Raw genomic sequence first — 17551 nt, 5'->3', positions numbered from 1 at the left:
GATTGGCTCATGCGTACCAGACCGCTGCTTGTTCCACTGCTGCTCGCCCTGATCGGCGGCTGCGCCGAAGACCAGAGCAACGACCGGAAAGTCAAAAGCACCTTCACCCAGCAGGGCAAGGCCTCCTATTACGCTCGTAGCTTTCATGGCGAGCAGACCGCTAGCGGCACGATCTTCAATCAGAACGAACTAGTCGCCGCGCACCAGACCCTGCCATTTGGCACACAGGTGAAGGTGACCAATCTGGAGAACGGCAAAAAGGTAACGGTGCGTATCGTCGACCGAGGCCCGTTCAAGCCGGGACGCATTATCGACCTGTCGCGGGTTGCGGCCGGCAAGCTCGATCTGCTCGAAGATGGTGTAGTCAACGTAGAAATCGAAACAATCGACTGAGGGGCCTACACGCCCGTTCACACGGAGTTCGGATGAGTTTGATGATATTCGCCTACCTGACTGGCGGATTGATATTGCTGGTGCTGGGCGCCGAAGCCTTGGTGCATGGCGCCGCGCAGCTTGCAGCACGCTTCGGTATCTCGCCGCTGATCATCGGTCTGACCGTCGTCGCGTTCGGCACCAGCGCACCGGAAACGGCTGTCAGCGTTCAAGCCGCGTTGAACGGCAGCGGCGACATCGCGGTTGGCAATGTGATCGGCAGCAATATCGCCAACATCCTGCTGATTCTCGGACTGTCCGCGCTGGTGGCGCCGCTGCTGGTGTCGCGCCAACTGGTACGCCTGGACGTACCGATAATGATCGGCGCTGGCATACTGACCTTCGCCCTCGCATGGGACGGCGATCTCAGTCGGCTGGACGGCGGCGTTCTGGTTGCCTTTCTGCTGCTCTATACAACCTTTCTAGTCATTGCCAGCAGGCGCGAGAAAAAGCGCGAACGGCCCGACGAGTTCGCTATCGAATACGGCCCTGCAGACCAGCCGAAACCACTCGGCTGGCTGATTCAACTGTCGATGGTACTGCTCGGGCTGATCCTGCTGGTGGCAGGGTCGAACCTGCTGATTGACGGCGCGGTGGCTCTGGCAAGGGCGCTGGGCCTGTCGGAGCTGGTGATCGGTCTCACGGTGATTGCAGTCGGCACTTCCATGCCCGAGCTGGCAACCTCGCTGCTGGCGGTGTATCGCGGAGAGCGTGATATTGCCGTCGGCAATGTAGTGGGCAGCTGCATTTTCAACCTCCTGCTGGTGCTTGGCGCCGGGGCACTGGTTTCGGCTGGCGGCTTATCCATTTCACCCAATGCACTAGCCTTCGATTTGCCCGTCATGCTCGCCGTATTTGGTGCCTGCCTACCGATCTTTTTCTCCGGTTACCGGATCAATCGCTGGGAGGGCGCCATGTTTTTCGGCTATTACTTGGCGTACACGCTCTATCTCGTGATGTTTTCCACCGGCCTGCCGTCTATCAGCCTGTTACGCCATGCAATGACTTGGTACGTATTGCCCTTGACCGCCATCACGCTTTTCGTGATCTTTCTGCGCGCTTGGAAACACCAGCGCTGAGCCAACCCTTCTTTTGGAGCAACCATTCGTGTCCCTGATGACGTTCGTCTACTTGATAGCTGGCCTGGTGCTTCTCGTTGCCGGTGCCGAAGTGCTGGTACGCGGCGCGGCCAAACTGGCAGCGCAATTCGGCATTCCCCCGTTGATCATCGGCCTGACGGTGGTTGCATTCGGCACCAGTGCACCGGAGACGGCTGTGAGCGTGCAGGCTTCGCTGAACGGCAGCGGCGACATCGCCATCGGTAACGTACTCGGCAGCAACATCGCCAACGTTCTGCTGATTCTTGGTATGACCGCGCTGGTCGCGCCGCTCATCGTTTCACGCCAGCTGATCCGCCTCGACGTACCGATCATGATTGGCGCCAGCCTGGTCACCTACGCCCTGGCCTGGGACGGCTCGCTGAGCCGCCTCGATGGCGCCCTGCTGTTTGCCGCCGTCGTCGGCTACACCCTATTTCTGATCATCAGCAGTCGGAAGGCCAATGCAGCCGCAACCGCAGATGATGAGTTCGCCAAAGAATTCGGTCTCGAAGCGCAACCCAAACCTTATGCCAGCCTGATCAACGCTGGCCTGGTCGTTGTAGGACTCATCCTGTTGGTGGTGGGCTCCAACTTCCTGGTGGAGGGCGCCGTGTCCCTGGCCCGCGCGCTGGGCTTGTCAGAGTTGGTAATCGGCTTGACGGTGATCGCCGTCGGCACCTCGCTACCCGAATTGGCCACCTCGATCCTGGCCGCCATCCGTGGTGAGCGCGACATCGCCGTAGGCAATATCGTCGGCAGCAATATCTTCAACCTGCTCTGCGTACTGGGACTGGCGTCGATGGTGTCCCCCGAGGCGATCACGGTGGCTGCCAGCGCGCTGGCCTTTGACTTCCCGGTAATGATCGCGGTGGCGCTGGCATGTCTGCCGATCTTCTTCACCGGCTACGCCATCAACCGCTGGGAGGGCTTGCTGTTCCTGGCCTATTACGTGGCGTATACGGTGTATCTGGTAATGGCCAGCACTGGACGACCGTTTGCTGAAACCTTTGGTGATGCGATGATCGGCTATGCCTTACCTCTGACCGCAGTGACGTTACTAGTTATCGCCAGCCGGGCCTGGAAGAAACAGCGCCAATAGCAGCCTCTGCACACCTGCTAGCGGACCGGCCTGGAAGCAAGCGGACTTCAGGCCGGGCCGCTCCTCGACTCAACCTTCGCGAGCCTGAGACCGCGGCAGTTCGAAAACCTGCGCGGTCTCTTCTTCGTCACTCATCCGGCTGAGCGTGCCGTCGACTACGGCGCCGTTTTCCATGCTCAGCTGACGGTAGCGGATATTCCCGCAGACCCGAGCGTTGGAATGCAGTTCGAGCAGGTGCTCGACCACCAGATCGCCTACGATGACGCCGTCGATCAGCGCATCGTAACTGCTGACATTACCCTCGATCCGGCCGTCGGCGCTCAATGCCAGCAGGCTGTGCGTTCCAGGCTTGTGGCAGACGTTGCCTGTCACCGTGCCGCTGATTTTCAGCCCTTCCTCGAACGCCATATCGCCGGCCAGCGAGACATTGCCGGAAATCAGACTGGAGAACTGGTCGACGGCGACTTTCGGCGCCGGCTTCTTCTTGTCGAACATTTCTATTCCTCGGTATTAACGGGCTTTCTTCTGCTGGCGGAAAAAAGCCAGGTCTGTCTGCAGTCGCTCGATTTGCTCGGACAGCTTGGCGATGCGCCCGAGCAACTGCTCCTGCGTCGCTTCGGCTTCCTGGCGGTGCAGCCGACTCTGCTCGAGCGCATCCCGGAGCGCCTGATTTTCAATGTCCAGCGCGGCGACCTGCCGCTCGTAGGCGCCATGCTCGATAACGCGCAAATAAAGCAGCGCGCCAATCACGCACAGCATCGCGAAGATCAACCAGAGCCACGAACGCGAGCTGCGACGGGCTTGTAAACGATGCTCGGAACGTAGCAGTTCGCGAGTATCTAGCGTTTTAGTCTTGAGCCTGAACATCGCTGTCCCGCTCTAGATCGCCAAGGGCGAGGAAGCGCTGAGGATCGACGAATCGCCCCTTGTGCAGCACCTCGAAATGAAGATGCGGACCAGTGGAGCGCCCGGTGGAACCCACCGCCCCGATCAGCTGCTCAGGCGTTACCACATCGCCCATGCGCACGTGCAGACGCGACAGATGTGCGTAGCGAGTCACCAGCCGATTGCCGTGATCGATTACCACCAGCTTGCCGTACGCGCCGCGATAGCCGGCAAAGCTCACCCGACCACCCGCCGCAGCGACTACGTCGGAACCGGAGCGCAACGCGAAATCCACGCCCGAATGGAAGGCTGGTTGCTTTCTGAACGGATCGATACGGTTACCGTAGGCCGATCCCAAGCGCGCTTCGCCGACAGGGCGGCGGGACGGAATCGCCATGAGCGCCGCGTTGCGTTCTGCCACACGCTGAAGCATGCCGTCCAACAACACACGCATGCAGTGCGCCGACGTCTCGGTGCGTTCCAGATCGTCGAGCGATACGCTGTCGACCCCCAATGTCAGCTCACTCGAGCATCCTCGTGGCGGTAGCAGCACGCCGCCCTGCCCTTCGCCGCCAACAGCCGGCTCCGGCGCCAGCAAGGGCAGCAGGGTTGGATCGAGGGCCGAGAGTTGCTGACTCAGAATACGCTGCTCGCCGAGCATGTCCTGCAATGCGAGCACATCGGCCTCGATGGATTTCAGCCGACCCACCACTTTTCCGACACGCGCAATGGCGAAGCGATCTTCGCTTCCGAGGGCCGGCTCTTCCTGACTCGCGGCCTCACGCTGAGGCTCTATATCCCGTCCGATCCAAATGCCACCGGCAAAGGTTCCGAGATTGAGGAGCAGCAGCAACGCCAGACCTGGACCGAACAGGCGATGCTGGTTGACGACGCGATTGGCATCACGCGTTAGCGAACGGCTCGAAGGTGTGAAAAACGACATCGTCAATCCTCAGAAAACAAGGCGGCCCACCACTGATAGAAACGCCATCGACCGTCCGAGGCAATGTGACGGAAACCGGTGTTTTTTTCTGAGGCCTATTGAGCGATTACGACTATTCCGCTGAATTTCTTAAGCTGGGAAAGAGGACATTGATCACAACACGGGCAAGCGGCGTTTAAAGCCACCCCAGCCAGCCAAGCAATAACAGCCCGAGGTTGATGCTCAGCGCAGCGATCAATGTGGTGATCACAATGATGATCGCCGCCAGTTGATGATTGGCGTTGACCGCTCGCGCCATGACGAAGCTTGCCGAAGCCGTAGGGCTGGCGAAGTACAGGAACAAGATACCCAGCTCCGCGCCGCGGAAGCCGACCAGCCAAGCCCCTGCGGTGGCCAGCGCGGGAAGCCAGACCATCTTCATCAGACTCGCGCTGATGGCCATGCCACTGCTCTCGCGCAGGACCGAAAGCGACAGTGTGCCGCCGATGCAAATGAGCGCCAGCGGCAAGGTCATCTGTGCGAAATACTGGCCGGAAGTCATCAACCAGTCCGGCAGCGGAATCTGCCAATAGGCAAATGGGATGGCCATCGTCACGCCGATGATCAGCGGATTGCGCAAGATGCTGAGCAGGATCGATCCAGCACTGGCGCGCGCGCCTGGGCTGTAGATCGCCAAAATCAGCGCCGACAAGCTGTTGTAGAGCAGTATCACCACGCCCGCAAGAACACCGCCCAGCGACAGGCCGTAATCGCCATAAAGACTGGTTGCCAGCGCCAGGCCGACGATACCGTTATTGCCGCGAAACGCGCCCTGAACGTAGACGCCACGATCGGCAGACGGACAACGCCAGAGCGCCCAGGCCCAGGCGAGAAAGAAGGTCGCGACGGTGGCGATGACGTAGTAGATCAACAGGCTCGGCTGCAACGCCGCATCCAGATCGGCCTTGATGATCGAGATGAACAGTAGGGCAGGCATGGTGGCGTTGAACACCAGCGCCGATGCCGTCTGAATGAACGCAGCGTCGATCCAGCCCAGCCGCTTGAGCGCTATACCGATGAACAACATGACGAACACCGGGGCGGTAACGCCCAGGGTCTGAACGGCAACGGAAAGCATGATGGGCTCGATGGCGAAGGGGCCGCTTATGGTAATCGCTTAAGAGCTGGAAGCTAATGGGCTGGACTGCCCCAAGCCCGTCGAGTTTTTTCTTGCAGCTTGAGGTTTACCGCCGCTTTTCATCCTAAGTCGCAAGCTGGGTACGAACCGCCAAACGACTCGCTTCCAGCTTCAAGTTCAAGGCTGCCTTTCTACCGCCTTACCGGACGTTTTTGCAGTTTGCGCTGCAAAGTCCGCCGGTGCATGCCCAGCGCGCGCGCCGTGGCGGAAATGTTGCCGTCATGTTCGGCCAGTACGCGCTGAATATGTTCCCACTGCAGGCGATCGACCGACATGGGGTTTTCCGGAACCAGCGTATCCAGATCGGCATGTTTGGAAAGCAACGCGGCCAGCACATCGTCGGCATCGGCGGGCTTGCACAGGTAATTGCAGGCGCCACGCTTGATAGCCTCGACCGCGGTGGCGATGCTCGAATAGCCGGTGAGGATGAGCACCTTCATTTCCGGGTCCAGCTCGAGCAATTTGGGCAGCAGCACCAAACCGGAATCCCCATCCATCTTCAGATCCAGCACCGCGTAGTCAGGGAGTTCCTGCTTCGCCATCTCCAGGCCTTCCTCGGCCGACCCGGCGATGCTGACGTGCAAACCACGACGGCTCATGGCCCGCGCCATGACACGGGTAAATGTGGGATCGTCGTCCACCAGCAGCAGATGAGGCTGATCTTCGCCTTCGTGCTGCAACTCTTCGGTCATGCTTGCATTCCTCGCGTTAGTGTCACGTCAGGTTCTGGCCCGCACCGAGCCATGCGGCAGGCGCAACTCTGTCAGGGTGCCACCTTCTTCGTGATTGTAGAGCTTCACCGTGCCGCCGGCGCGGGTAACGCTGGCCTGGCTCAGGAACAGGCCGAGGCCGAACCCCTTGCCTTTGGTCGTGATGAACGGCCGCCCGATCTGTTCGGCGATCGCTAGCGGTACACCGGCGCCATGATCGCGAATGGTCAGTTTGATCCACTGCGCATCCCAATCCAGGCGAATATCCAGATTATCCGGGCTGGCATCGGTGGCGTTGTTCAGCAGGTTGAGCAGCGATTGCCCTAGATCAGCCGGCGGCATCAGGCGTGGGGGCGTACCCTTGCCCAGGCACTGAAAGCGGAAGGTGGCCTCCGGGTGCATCAGATGCCAGCGCTGCAGCACCGACTCAACCCATTCACGCGCCGTTTGCTCGACGACGGCCTGGCGGCGATCCGCCTCGGCGGCACGCACCAGCTGGCGCAGGCTTTCCTTGCACAGCTGAACCTGCGATTGCAGCAGTGCCAGATCTTCGTTCAATTGAGGTTGCTGATAGTCCTGCCGCAGCTCCTTGAGCAGCACGCTCATGGTCGCCAATGGCGTTCCCAGCTCGTGCGCCGCCCCAGCTGCCTGCGTTGCCACGGCGAGCAATTGCTGATCGCGCATGCTTTCCTCGCGTCGCTGAGCCTGGAACTCTTCCTGGCGGCGCAGCTGCTCGGCCATGCGCGCCACGAAAAAGGTGATCAACGCTGCCGCCAGCGCAAAGCTCAGCCACATGCCGTAAACCAGCAAGGTCGTGCGATCGACCGGCGGCGCGATGACCGGGTCGTACCACACCAGCATCAAGGTATAGCCGGCAAGCGCCAGCCCCGACAGAACCACCGAATACATCCATGGCAAGGTCGCAGCAGCGATGGTGAGCGGCACCAGATAATAGGAAACGAACGGATTGGTCGAACCGCCCGAGTAATAAAGCAGCGCACTGTGGATCAACAGGTCTGCGGCCAGATGCACGGCGTATTCGAGCTCGGTCACCGGCCAGGGTCCGCGCAATCGCAGAGCGGTGCCCAGGCAGATCAGCGCCGAGACGGCCAGTGTGACGCCCAGATGAAACCACGGCAGTCCGAACAGTTGAGTGGCATAGGCGAGCCCCACCGCGCCCGCCTGCGCGGCGAGCACAAGGATGCGGATCAGAGTAAGTAGCCGTAGATTCTGGCGACTGGCTGAAAGCAGGTGAACGGATGCGTACATGGACTCTCCAACGGAGTCGCGAGTATAACCAAGGCGCCCGAAAGACAGCCCTCATGCGGCAACGCGACGCACGAAAAACTGCATCGCGCCGCTCAACGTCTAACAAGGCTGTTGAAAAACGTTGGCGAGGCAGCCAAGACAAGGCGGAGAAACGGACCGGGCTCGCGATCGAGTTACGAACTAGTAGATGAGTATTTCGACCGGACTGGCGATTTGTAACGCTGGTTTGATGCGGCCGGCCAGGCGACGCAGATAGTTTCCTAACAGCCTGTTAAAGTCTCTGCGCCGCACCACTGGTGCCATCGAACTCAGGAGCCGTCATGTTCGTATCCGTAACCCGCAGCGTCGCACTGCTGGCCTCTATCGTTTGCCTCTCGGCTGTCGCCGATGAGCAACACTACAACCAGATTTCCCTGCGAGCCGAGGCCACCAGCGAAGTGGCGCACGATCGCATGCATGTCACGCTTTACAGCGAGGCCCAGCACGAAGATCCGGCGCAGTTGGCCGCGCAAACGACCGAAGCCATGAACAAAGCCCTGCAGCGTGCGCGCCTGGCGAAAGGCATCGTCGTCAGCCAAGGCAGCCGCAGCAGCTATCCGGTCTATGAGGAAAAAGGGCAGCAGATCACCGCTTGGCGCGAGCGTGCCGAGTTGCGCCTGGAAAGTGGCGATTTCGCTGCACTGTCCAAGCTTACCGGTGAGCTGATGCAAGACCTCAAGATGGACAGCATGCAATTCAGCGTCTCCGACGCCATCCGTAAACAGAACGAGGACGCCTTGCTGAAGGATGCCGTCGCGGCCTTCCGCGCCCGCGCACAACTGGCCACCGAAGCGCTCGGCGGCAGCGACTACAAGATCGTCAACCTCAACCTGAACAGCGGCGGTGGTTATCAACCGGTGATGCGTAACTTCGCGATGAAGAGCATGGATTCCGCTCCGACACCGGAGGTCGAGGCCGGAACCCGTCAGATCAGCATCAACGCCGACGGCGTGATCGAAGTTCAGATGCCCTGAGCCAGATATGCAGTCTCCTCTGCCAATCAGCCGAGGAGGCTGTTGCAAACGGGACGGGTCGGTACGGCGCCCTCAACCGCAACCCTGCCAAATAATTTGATACACAGTCGCAAAGCCTGACGGCGCAAGGCGCGCAGCCTTGCAGCTTCGAGTCCGCAGCGATTTGCCGTAACGACATCATTCCAAACGGTTATCGCGAATCACTATCATGCGCGCCAAACAATGCTTCTAACAAAGGATCTTCGCGCATGCACGCCCCGTTCACTCGCTCAGCACTGGCCGTGGCCTTGCTCGGCTGCAGCTTTCATACGTTCGCCGACACCAGCCCAGTCACGCTGAGCGACACCGTGGTCAGCGCCTCGGGTTTCGAGCAGAAGATTACCGAGGCTCCGGCAAGCATCAGTGTGATCAGCAGTGAAGAACTCCGGACCAAGCGTTACAGCAACCTCGCCCAGGCGCTGGATGAGGTTGAAGGTGTGGATATTCGCCAGGGCACCGGCAAGACCGGTGGCCTAGACATCAGCATGCGCGGCATGCCCAGCGACTACACCCTGATCCTCATCGATGGGCGCCGTCAGAACACTGCCGGTAACGTGACCCCCAACGGCTTCAACGAAACCCGTACTAGCTTCATGCCACCGCTGTCGGCTATCGAGCGCATCGAGGTGATCCGTGGCCCGATGTCCACACTCTACGGTTCGGATGCCATGGGCGGCGTGGTCAACATCATCACCAAGAAGGTCGCTGACAAATGGGGCGCGGCGGTCACGCTGGATCATACGTTTCAGGAAGACAGCGACTACGGCGACACCAGCAGCACTAGCGTATACGCCAGCGGCCCGCTCGCTGAAGGTCTGCTTGGCCTGGCGGTGCGCGGGAGCTTCTTTGATCGTGAAGAGTCGAATCTGACCTTCGATAACGACTCCACCGTCAGCAAGCGCGGCGCTTCCCCGGTCGAGGGCCGCAACTACACCATCGGCACCCGCCTCACCCTGACCCCTCACGATGATCACGATTTCGCTCTGGATTTCGAACGCGGCCGGCAAGTTTACGAGAACGACAACTGTCAATTGGGCACCCTCGATGGCAAGGCTTCGACCGGCAGTAACGCCGTAGCTGGCTGCGCCGCAGACGACCCGACCAACATCAGCGGCTATCAGGATCAGCTACGTTTCGAGCGTGATCAATTCGCTCTCAGCCACACCGGACGGCTGGGCTTCGGCACCTTGGACAGCAGCATCACCTACAACCAGACAGAGACCCTCGGCCGTACCATTCCCGGCACTCTCGGTGTGCCGTACGACGCGCCCTATCAAGCCATCATCGGTGGCGATGATCGGGAGCTCGAATCCACCGACCTGGTTTTTGACACCAAGCTCGTCGCGCCTCTAGGCGACAACCATATCCTCACCGTGGGCGGTCAGTACTGGGATGCCGAAGTGACCGACGGCGTCGCAGGAGAAGATTTCGCACAGAAATCCTGGGCACTGTTCGTTGAAGACGAGTGGCGGCTGCGCCACGATCTGGCGCTCACCCTTGGTGCACGTTACGAGGATCACGAAGCGTTCGGTGGCCACATCAGCCCGCGCGCCTATCTCGTCTGGAACACGACAGACAGCTGGACGATGAAAGGCGGCGTCAGCAAAGGCTACAAGACTCCGACACTCAATCAGTTGCATGACGGCATCAGCTCAATCAGTGGCCAAGGCCAGAACATCTCGTTCGGCAATCCGGATCTTGACCCTGAAGAATCGACCAACACCGAGTTCGGCGTTTACTACGACAACCTTTCGAACTTCAACGCCAACGCGACCCTGTTCCATACGAAGTTCAAGGACAAGATCGATACCGGCCCAAGCCAGGCAAACTGTTTTTTCCCCGGCTCGCCTAATCAGCCAAGCTGCGTCAGCTATGGGCCAGGCTTCCAGCAGGAGTTCTTCTCGCAGGACATCAATATTGGCGAGGCCCGGATTCGCGGTTTCGAGCTAGCTGGCAAATGGGCGTTCGCTCCAACCTGGAGTGTGAGCGCCAACTACACCTATACCGACAGCGAGCAAACTACTGGCGCAGACAAGGGCGCACGGCTGACCAATACACCTATGCACATGGCGTTTGCCCGCCTGAGCTGGCAAGCGACCGATCAGCTGAACCTTTGGTTCAAGGGTGAATACCGCGGTGAGCGTGCGCGCTTCAACCAGCGCTACGCAACCCTGACGAACGCTAACAGACAGGTGATCGATGCCGCGGGCGACCTCGAAGCCTATGAGGTTTTCCATCTGGGAGGCTCGTATAAAGCCACGCAAAACCTGACGCTCAATGCCACTATCTACAACCTCTTCGACAAGGACTTCACCACCGGCACCTATTACAACAATGGTGCGAGCTGGGTCTCCGACTATGCACAGATCGGTCGCGGCACCGACGGGGTCATCGAAGAAGGCCGCCGCCTCTGGCTGTCTGCCAACATCACGTTCTGAGCCAGCAGCGTGACGCTGATGAAGCCGGGGTTTACTCCGGCTTCATCGCTTTAGGATCAGCTGCCCGCTGCGAGACGCGAATGTATGCCATTGGTAAATCTTTAGCGTTTGAAAGATCAAGCGTCCTAGAATCCGCCATTCCCTCACACGACAAGGACCACCATGCACCTTTGGCTCGGCACGCTCCGCCAATGGCACTGGATCAGCTCTGCGCTGTGCCTGGTCGGTATGCTGCTGTTCGCGGTTACCGGGATCACGCTCAACCATGCCGCGCAGATTGAGGCGCAACCCAAGGTAACCGAACGCCAAGCCGAGCTGCCAACGGCGCTGCAAAGTCAATTGCTGTCCCAGACGCCTGAAGCTGGGCTGCCCGACACGCTGCGCCAGTGGATCGAGCATGAACTGCGGATCGACCTGACCGATCGCGACGCCGAATGGTCCGATGGCGAGCTCTATATCGCACTGCCCCGCCCCGGCGGCGACGCCTGGCTGAGCCTTGCGCTGGACAGCGGCGAATTGTTGTACGAATCCACCGATCGCGGCTGGATTTCCTACCTCAACGACCTTCACAAGGGCCGCAACACCGGCACTGCCTGGAGCTGGTTCATCGACATCTTCGCGGCGGCCTGTGTGGTCTTCAGCCTTACCGGCCTGTTGCTACTGCAGCGTCACGCCGGTGGCCGACCGACGACCTGGCCGCTGGTCGGGGCCGGGTTGGTTATCCCGCTGCTGCTGGCGCTGCTGTTTATTCATTAAGGATCTACCATGCGAAAAACCTTGCTGTTGCCCCTAGCCCTACTCAGTGCGCCGCTGATGGCCGCCGATCTGAAAATCGAGGTGGAAATCCCGCGTCTGCAGGTCGCCGAGTATCACCGTCCCTACGTGGCGCTGTGGCTGGAGCAGCCCGACAAGAGCCATGTCGCCAACCTCGCCGTCTGGTACGACCTGAAGCTCAAGGACAACGAAGGCGAAAAATGGCTCAAGGACATGCGCGAATGGTGGCGACGCAGCGGTCGCAGCCTGGACATGCCGGTGGATGGCGTCAGCGGCGCAACACGCGCGGTCGGCACCCATAGCCTGAGCTTTACGGACAAAAACGCACCGCTCAACACACTGCCTGCCGGCGAATACCGTCTGGTGGTGGAGGCCGCGCGTGAAGTCGGCGGACGCGAACTGCTGCGCCTGCCATTCAGCTGGCCGCCGGAAAAGACCGAAACGCATCAGGCCCAGGGCGAAAGCGAACTGGGCACCGTCACTCTCGAATTGACTCAATGACCCAAGGAAGCCCAGCATGAAACCCATGATCAAATGGACCGCGATGGCCCTGGCCGTCTGCTTGCCACTGTCCGCCCAGGCCCATCGCGCCTGGATGTTGCCCTCGGCCACCGTGCTGTCCGGCGAAGATCCGTGGATCACCGTGGACGCCGCCGTGTCGAATGACCTGTTCTATTTCGAACATTTCCCGTTGCGCCTGCAGGGCATCGGCCAGCTCGATCAGGCACCGGCTGGCGGCCCGCCCGGCATGCGTCCACGTCCGGCTGCGCAACTGCAAGTGATCGCGCCGGATGGCTCCCAGGTGCAGCCGGAAAACGGCAGCATCGGCCGTTATCGCAGCACCTTCGATGTGCATCTGACCGAGAAAGGCACCTACAAGCTGGCAATCGCCAACAGCGGCCTTGTCGCACGCTGGAAAGAGAATGGCGAAACCCGCCGCTGGATGGGTAACCCGGACGCCTTCGCCAAGGAAGTCCCGGCCAAGGCCGAGGATCTGCAAGTGAGCCAGAACAGCAGCCGCATGGAAGTGTTCGCCACGTCCGGAGCACCGACCAAAACCGTGCTGGAGCCCACCGGCAAAGGCTTGGAACTGTCGCCCGTCACCCACCCCAACGACCTGTATGCGGGCGAAGCGGCAGAATTCGTCTTCCTGCTCGATGGCAAGCCAGCCGCGGACGTAGAGATAAGCGTAATCCCGGGCGGTAATCGCTACCGCGATGAGCTCGGCGAAATCAATGCCAAGACCGATGCGCAGGGCAAGGTCAGCATCACCTGGCCGGACGCCGGTATGTACTGGCTGGAAGCCGAACTGACCAGCGACAAGGGCGTCAGCAAGCCGGCCACTGAACGCCGCGCCAGCTACAGCGCCACGCTCGAAGTACTTCCGCAGTAACATGGCGATCGCCGTAGCGGCGCCGAAACCTCGCTACGGCCTGTAAACGCGCCATTTGCCGTCTCCCACAAGCTGTGACGAGACGGCTGCGCCATTCCAGCACGCACATGCAGCCGCAACGGCATCGCGCGGACAAACCACCATGCTTACGGCCAGACTCCAGGAGACGGCTACCTTGGCTCGCACTTTCGTACTCGTGCGCTACGCCCCGTTGCTGGCGTGCCTGTTGCTCGCCGTATGGCTGTTTTGGTGGCAACCTTCGCGAATCATCTCGGCCTCGCTGGTGATAGCGGCTTATTTCGGCGTCTGCCTGCACCTCTGGCGCAATCACCGCAAGCACGCGCAACCTTTTACTCATCCCACGACCGATACTCTGATCATCGCCTATGCCAGCCAGGGCGGTCAGACGCGTGAGCTGGCCGAACGCAGCGCAGAGCAGTTGCGCGCTGCCGGCATGGCGGTCGACGTCCGACCGCTGAACGCCCTCGACACCGCGACGCTGGCCAGGGCGCGCCGTGTCCTGTTCATTCTCAGTACCTACGGCGAGGGCGAAGCGCCGGACAATGCCGCTCGCTTTGAGCGACGCCTGCTACATGATGCGCTCGACCTCTCGTCCCTGGAATTTGCCGTACTCGCGCTCGGCGACCGGCAATACACTCATTTTTGCGGTTTCGGCCAGCGGATCGATACCCGGCTGCGCGAACTTGGCGCCTTGTCGCTATTCGATCGGCTGGAGGCTGATCGCGCCGATCCAGGTGCGCTACGGCACTGGCAGCATCAACTGGGCCACATCAGCGGCCGCAGCGACTTTACCGACTGGCAGCCCGCGCCCTACCAGCCCTGGCTATTGCACAACCGGGTGCTGCTCAACCCGGGCAGCCAAGGTGCGCCGGTGTTTCATCTGACACTTTGTCCAACTGGCGAAACATCGCAGTGGCAGGCCGGTGACATCGCCGAAGTCGGTCCACGCCACGCCACGACGGAGGTGGAGCAGCTGCTGCGGCAGCTCGGCTTCGACCCGGCGCTTCCCGTCGAGGGTGAACGTTCGCTGGCCGAGGCCCTCGCCTGTCGCCGCCTGCCGCCGGACCCAGACGAACTGCGCGGATGCGAGCTCGAAAGGCTGCTGGCGCTGCCCCGCCTGCCCCACCGTGAATATTCCATCGCCTCGATTCCAGACGAAGGCCATGTGCAGCTACTGATACGCGAAGCCCGGCATGCTGATGGACGCCTCGGCCTTGGCTCTGGCTGGCTCTGCCAGCATGCAACACCGGGCAGCCTGATCGACCTGCGCATCCGCAGCAACCCCAGCTTTCACGGCCCGGATGCCGGCACCCCGCTGATCCTCATCGGAAACGGCACCGGCATTGCAGGCCTGCGCGCACATTTGCGTGAGCGTGCCGCCACGGGCTCGCGCAACTGGCTGCTCTTCGGGGAGCGCAGCGCCGCTCACGATCATCTGCTGCACGACGAATTGAAAGAATGGCTGCAGTCCGGCCACCTGCAGCGACTCGACCTGGCGTTTTCCCGCGACCAGGCAGAGAAAATCTATGTCCAGCATCTGCTGCGCGATGCCGCGGACGAGCTGCGTCGGTGGATCAATGACGGTGCAGCCCTTTACATATGCGGGAGCCTCGAAGGCATGGGCCGCGAGGTGCAGCAAATTCTGGCCGGTGTGTTGGGTGAAGCGCAGCTGCAGGCGTTTGCCGAGCAAGGTCGATATCGCCGGGATCTTTACTGACCGGCCACACTGGTCTGCAGAAGGCGCGATGTACCGGAGGGCCGGTGCGCTGCGGATTCAAGATCGGCGCAAACTGAATGCCGGAAAAACGAAACCCCGCCATCGGCGGGGTTTCGTCGTTATCACTGCCAGACCACCCAGAAATGGCCTCTGCTTCAGCTTCGGTCAGAAGTGGAAGTTGGTGCTCAGCAATGCCGTACGGCCTGCGGCCTGGTTGGCATAGTGAGCCCCGTACGCCTTGTCGTAGTAGGTCTCGTCGGTCAAGTTTTGTACGTTGATCTGGAAGTCGAGGTGCTTGTTGACCTTGTAGCTGGCCATCGCATCGTAGCGCCAGTAGGAATCGACCAGCAGCGTGTTGGCGGTGTTGCCGTAAACCTCGTCGACATAGAACGCCCCACCGCCGACGGCCAGCTTATCGGTCACGTCATAGGTGGTCCAAAGGCTGAAGGCGTGGTTGGGCGTATTCGCCAGCTGGTTGCCGTTGTCCGGGTTCACCGCGCTGGTCACTGCGCCTACGCGATTGCCTACCGCACCACCTTCCACTAGTTCGCTATCCAGATAGCTGTACCCGGCGAACACGTTCCACTTGCGGGTCAGGCGACCGGTTGCGGTCAGCTCGTAGCCGTCCACGCGGGTCTTGCCGACGTTTTCGTAAGTGAAGTTGCTGGTCAGCACACGCGCGTTGTCTTTCTCGGTCCGGAACACCGCTGCACCCAGTGAGAGTCGGTTATCGAGCAGATCCCACTTGGTACCGATCTCGTAGTTGGTGGTTTCTTCCGGCTCCATGTCGCTGCGGATGCTGCCGGAGGTGCCGTTGCCGTCGTTCAGCCCGTTTGGCTCTGCGCCTTCGCCCAAGGTTGATCCTGGTGGTGTCGCCGAGGTGGCATAGGAGACGTAGATGCTGCCGTTCTCGACCGGCTTGTAGACCAGGCCCAGCTGACCGGTGATGAACTCACTGGTGTCTTCGATCTTGGTTACGCCGGTGGCGGCGCTGGTCTTGGCGCTGGTGTCGAAGTAGTCGTAGCGCAGGCCCATGTTCAGCAGCCACTGCTGAGTCAACTCCAGGGTGTCGAACGCCCAAAGCGCACGGGTATCGGCATCGGTGTCGGTGCCGTAGTAGTTGCGCGTGATGGTGCCGGTATAGGCCTGGTTGGGGTTCGGATTCGACAGGGAAGTACAATCGCCGGAGGCAACCAGTGCGGGCGTACAGGTACCTGCGCTAGTGCCAGGCAGCGTATAACCGGAGCGGTCCACGTTCTCGCGGCCCAACTCAACACCAAAAGAGAAGTTGTTCTTGAAGCCGGCGATGACGGTTTCGCCGAACAGCTCGGTCTGGTTGATGGTGCTAGTGGTGTTGCTGACGCGCTGGTTGGCGCGGCGGAACACCTGATCGTTGAGAATGTTGCCCTTGCTGTCGTCCGGTTGGCTCCAGATGTAGTCCTGCATGGAGCTGCCATGGCGCAGGGTGTTCTTGACCGTCAGGTTGTCGCTGAGGTCATGCTCGACGGCGATGGTGGAGATATCCGCGCGACCTTTGGAGAAGTCGCGGCCCTTCAATCCATAGAAGTTGCTGCTGTCGCCACCGTCGGTGGGCTTGTCGGGATTGGCCGACGTGCGCGTGCCGGACGAACCGGTGTTCAGGCTGTAGGGAATGCCGGAATCCGGCAGATCGTCGTTTTCCATGTGGTAGTAATCGAGGAAAACACGAGTGGGCGTGCCCAGACCGAAAGCGAGCGAAGCCGCAAGGCCCCAACGGTCATTGTTCACCGCATCGCGGCCCGCCACGTTGTTTTCGTGGCTCATCAGGTTCAGCCGGCCTGCGGTGGTTTCGTTGAATTGATAGTTGCCATCGAGCGTGTAGCGCTGGGTCTGGTCCGAGCCCCAGGTAAAGCCGCCGTCCAGCGAATTGCCGAGATGCGCCGTCTTGCTGACCAGATTGATGCTGCCGCCGGCGGAGTTACGACCGCCCATAGCAGAGTCGGAACCCTTGACCACTTCCACCGCTTCAACGGCAAAAAGCTCGCGGGTCTGCGCGCCAGTGTCACGCACGCCGTCGAGGTACATGCTGCTTTGTGAGTCGAAGCCGCGAATGAACGGACGATCCCCAGTGGGATTACCGCCCTCGCCGGCACCCATGGTGATGCCTGGCACAGTGCGCAGCGCGTCCTGCAGGTTCAACGAGTTGGTGTCTTTCAGGACTTGCTGAGGCACGACCGTGACCGAACGCGGCGTATCCCGCAGCGGTGCGGTGTATTTGGACGATTGCGCCTGCTCGACTTTGTAGTCGCCTTCAACGGCATCGCCCGTCACCGTCGTGGTGCCGAGGCTGAGCGGTTCGGTCTGGTCGGCTTGCGCCAGCTGCGCGGCGGACATGCCAGTAATGGCCACACCGACGGCGGTGGCGAGCAAACGCGGAGTGCAGGCAAGGCGATCCGAAGACATGGAAGCCATCATTATTCTCGTTGGGGAAAATCGGAAGACGCGAAATCTAGAGCAAACGATAATTGATATCAATATGTGACAGAAAAATCTTGAAATACT

16 protein-coding genes are annotated in these 17551 nt (G+C 60.7%); 9 read left to right on the top strand and 7 right to left on the bottom strand.

Features of this window, described 5'->3' with window-relative positions; genetic code table 11:
- Positions 1 to 9 precede the first annotated feature (9 nt).
- The 3 genes from E0D86_RS10235 to E0D86_RS10225 are packed head-to-tail and all read left to right on the top strand — an operon-like array spanning position 10 to position 2631.
- The gene (locus tag E0D86_RS10235; protein ID WP_131649887.1) at positions 10 to 393 is read left to right on the top strand and encodes a septal ring lytic transglycosylase RlpA family protein; all 384 of its coding nucleotides are present in this window, start codon (positions 10 to 12) and stop codon (positions 391 to 393) included.
- A 32-nt stretch (positions 394 to 425) separates the two neighbouring features.
- On the top strand, positions 426 to 1511 hold the full coding sequence (locus E0D86_RS10230) for a calcium/sodium antiporter (RefSeq protein WP_131649886.1): 1086 nt from the start codon (positions 426 to 428) through the stop codon (positions 1509 to 1511).
- A 28-nt stretch (positions 1512 to 1539) separates the two neighbouring features.
- Positions 1540 to 2631 (top strand): calcium/sodium antiporter, encoded by a 1092-nt coding sequence (locus E0D86_RS10225; RefSeq protein ID WP_131649885.1) that lies wholly within the window; start codon positions 1540 to 1542, stop codon positions 2629 to 2631.
- A gap of 69 nt (positions 2632 to 2700) precedes the next feature.
- On the opposite strand, the gene E0D86_RS10220 is transcribed toward E0D86_RS10225, so the two are convergent.
- From E0D86_RS10220 to E0D86_RS10195, 6 genes are all read right to left on the bottom strand, one after another.
- Positions 2701 to 3126: a polymer-forming cytoskeletal protein gene (locus E0D86_RS10220; protein ID WP_131649884.1), complete on the bottom strand. Its 426-nt coding sequence runs from the start codon at positions 3124 to 3126 to the stop codon at positions 2701 to 2703.
- 15 nt (positions 3127 to 3141) lie between these two features.
- Positions 3142 to 3498 (bottom strand): hypothetical protein, encoded by a 357-nt coding sequence (locus E0D86_RS10215; protein WP_131649883.1) that lies wholly within the window; start codon positions 3496 to 3498, stop codon positions 3142 to 3144.
- Entirely contained in the window at positions 3479 to 4459 is a 981-nt protein-coding gene (locus tag E0D86_RS10210) for a M23 family metallopeptidase (RefSeq protein WP_131649882.1), read from the bottom strand. Before E0D86_RS10210 ends, E0D86_RS10215 begins: the two co-directional genes overlap by 20 nt.
- Before the next feature lie 175 nt (positions 4460 to 4634).
- Positions 4635 to 5576, bottom strand: a complete 942-nt coding sequence (locus E0D86_RS10205) for an AEC family transporter (protein ID WP_131649881.1) — start codon at positions 5574 to 5576, stop codon at positions 4635 to 4637.
- Between the two features lie 191 nt (positions 5577 to 5767).
- Positions 5768 to 6328 (bottom strand): response regulator transcription factor, encoded by a 561-nt coding sequence (locus tag E0D86_RS10200; RefSeq protein ID WP_131649880.1) that lies wholly within the window; start codon positions 6326 to 6328, stop codon positions 5768 to 5770.
- A gap of 27 nt (positions 6329 to 6355) precedes the next feature.
- A complete protein-coding gene (locus E0D86_RS10195; protein ID WP_131649879.1) occupies positions 6356 to 7615 on the bottom strand; it encodes an ATP-binding protein in 1260 nt (419 codons plus the stop codon).
- Positions 7616 to 7935: 320 nt separating this feature from the next.
- Between E0D86_RS10195 and E0D86_RS10190 the strand changes: the two genes are divergently transcribed.
- The 6 genes from E0D86_RS10190 (at position 7936) to E0D86_RS10165 (ending at position 15010) form a co-directional block, all read left to right on the top strand.
- Entirely contained in the window at positions 7936 to 8628 is a 693-nt protein-coding gene (locus tag E0D86_RS10190; RefSeq protein WP_131649878.1) for an SIMPL domain-containing protein, read from the top strand.
- Positions 8629 to 8876: 248 nt separating this feature from the next.
- A complete protein-coding gene (locus E0D86_RS10185; protein WP_131649877.1) occupies positions 8877 to 11105 on the top strand; it encodes a TonB-dependent receptor domain-containing protein in 2229 nt (742 codons plus the stop codon).
- Positions 11106 to 11267: 162 nt separating this feature from the next.
- Positions 11268 to 11861, top strand: a complete 594-nt coding sequence (locus E0D86_RS10180) for a PepSY-associated TM helix domain-containing protein (RefSeq protein WP_131649876.1) — start codon at positions 11268 to 11270, stop codon at positions 11859 to 11861.
- A gap of 9 nt (positions 11862 to 11870) precedes the next feature.
- The gene (locus E0D86_RS10175; RefSeq protein ID WP_131649875.1) at positions 11871 to 12380 is read left to right on the top strand and encodes a DUF2271 domain-containing protein; all 510 of its coding nucleotides are present in this window, start codon (positions 11871 to 11873) and stop codon (positions 12378 to 12380) included.
- Between the two features lie 16 nt (positions 12381 to 12396).
- On the top strand, positions 12397 to 13272 hold the full coding sequence (locus E0D86_RS10170; protein ID WP_131649874.1) for a DUF4198 domain-containing protein: 876 nt from the start codon (positions 12397 to 12399) through the stop codon (positions 13270 to 13272).
- Between the two features lie 175 nt (positions 13273 to 13447).
- Positions 13448 to 15010, top strand: coding sequence for a sulfite reductase flavoprotein subunit alpha (locus E0D86_RS10165; protein WP_256681175.1), 1563 nt, complete (start codon positions 13448 to 13450; stop codon positions 15008 to 15010).
- Between the two features lie 165 nt (positions 15011 to 15175).
- On the opposite strand, the gene E0D86_RS10160 is transcribed toward E0D86_RS10165, so the two are convergent.
- Positions 15176 to 17461, bottom strand: a complete 2286-nt coding sequence (locus E0D86_RS10160) for a TonB-dependent siderophore receptor (RefSeq protein WP_256681174.1) — start codon at positions 17459 to 17461, stop codon at positions 15176 to 15178.
- Positions 17462 to 17551 lie beyond the last annotated feature (90 nt).

The sequence above is a fragment of the Pseudomonas sp. IC_126 genome (assembly GCF_004331835.1).
GTDB lineage: Bacteria > Pseudomonadota > Gammaproteobacteria > Pseudomonadales > Pseudomonadaceae > Stutzerimonas.
The sequence above is the reverse complement of the archived record's forward strand: the minus strand, read 5'-3'. Positions and strand labels throughout refer to the sequence as shown.

Coding starts and splice junctions, on each gene's coding strand:
- E0D86_RS10235 (WP_131649887.1), top strand. CDS start 10: ATGCGTACCAGACCGCTGCTTGTTCCACTGCTGCTCGCCCTGATCGGC.
- E0D86_RS10230 (WP_131649886.1), top strand. CDS start 426: ATGAGTTTGATGATATTCGCCTACCTGACTGGCGGATTGATATTGCTG.
- E0D86_RS10220 (WP_131649884.1), bottom strand. CDS start 3,126: ATGTTCGACAAGAAGAAGCCGGCGCCGAAAGTCGCCGTCGACCAGTTC.
- E0D86_RS10215 (WP_131649883.1), bottom strand. CDS start 3,498: ATGTTCAGGCTCAAGACTAAAACGCTAGATACTCGCGAACTGCTACGT.
- E0D86_RS10210 (WP_131649882.1), bottom strand. CDS start 4,459: ATGTCGTTTTTCACACCTTCGAGCCGTTCGCTAACGCGTGATGCCAAT.
- E0D86_RS10205 (WP_131649881.1), bottom strand. CDS start 5,576: ATGCTTTCCGTTGCCGTTCAGACCCTGGGCGTTACCGCCCCGGTGTTC.
- E0D86_RS10200 (WP_131649880.1), bottom strand. CDS start 6,328: ATGACCGAAGAGTTGCAGCACGAAGGCGAAGATCAGCCTCATCTGCTG.
- E0D86_RS10195 (WP_131649879.1), bottom strand. CDS start 7,615: ATGTACGCATCCGTTCACCTGCTTTCAGCCAGTCGCCAGAATCTACGG.
- E0D86_RS10190 (WP_131649878.1), top strand. CDS start 7,936: ATGTTCGTATCCGTAACCCGCAGCGTCGCACTGCTGGCCTCTATCGTT.
- E0D86_RS10185 (WP_131649877.1), top strand. CDS start 8,877: ATGCACGCCCCGTTCACTCGCTCAGCACTGGCCGTGGCCTTGCTCGGC.
- E0D86_RS10180 (WP_131649876.1), top strand. CDS start 11,268: ATGCACCTTTGGCTCGGCACGCTCCGCCAATGGCACTGGATCAGCTCT.
- E0D86_RS10175 (WP_131649875.1), top strand. CDS start 11,871: ATGCGAAAAACCTTGCTGTTGCCCCTAGCCCTACTCAGTGCGCCGCTG.
- E0D86_RS10170 (WP_131649874.1), top strand. CDS start 12,397: ATGAAACCCATGATCAAATGGACCGCGATGGCCCTGGCCGTCTGCTTG.
- E0D86_RS10160 (WP_256681174.1), bottom strand. CDS start 17,461: ATGGCTTCCATGTCTTCGGATCGCCTTGCCTGCACTCCGCGTTTGCTC.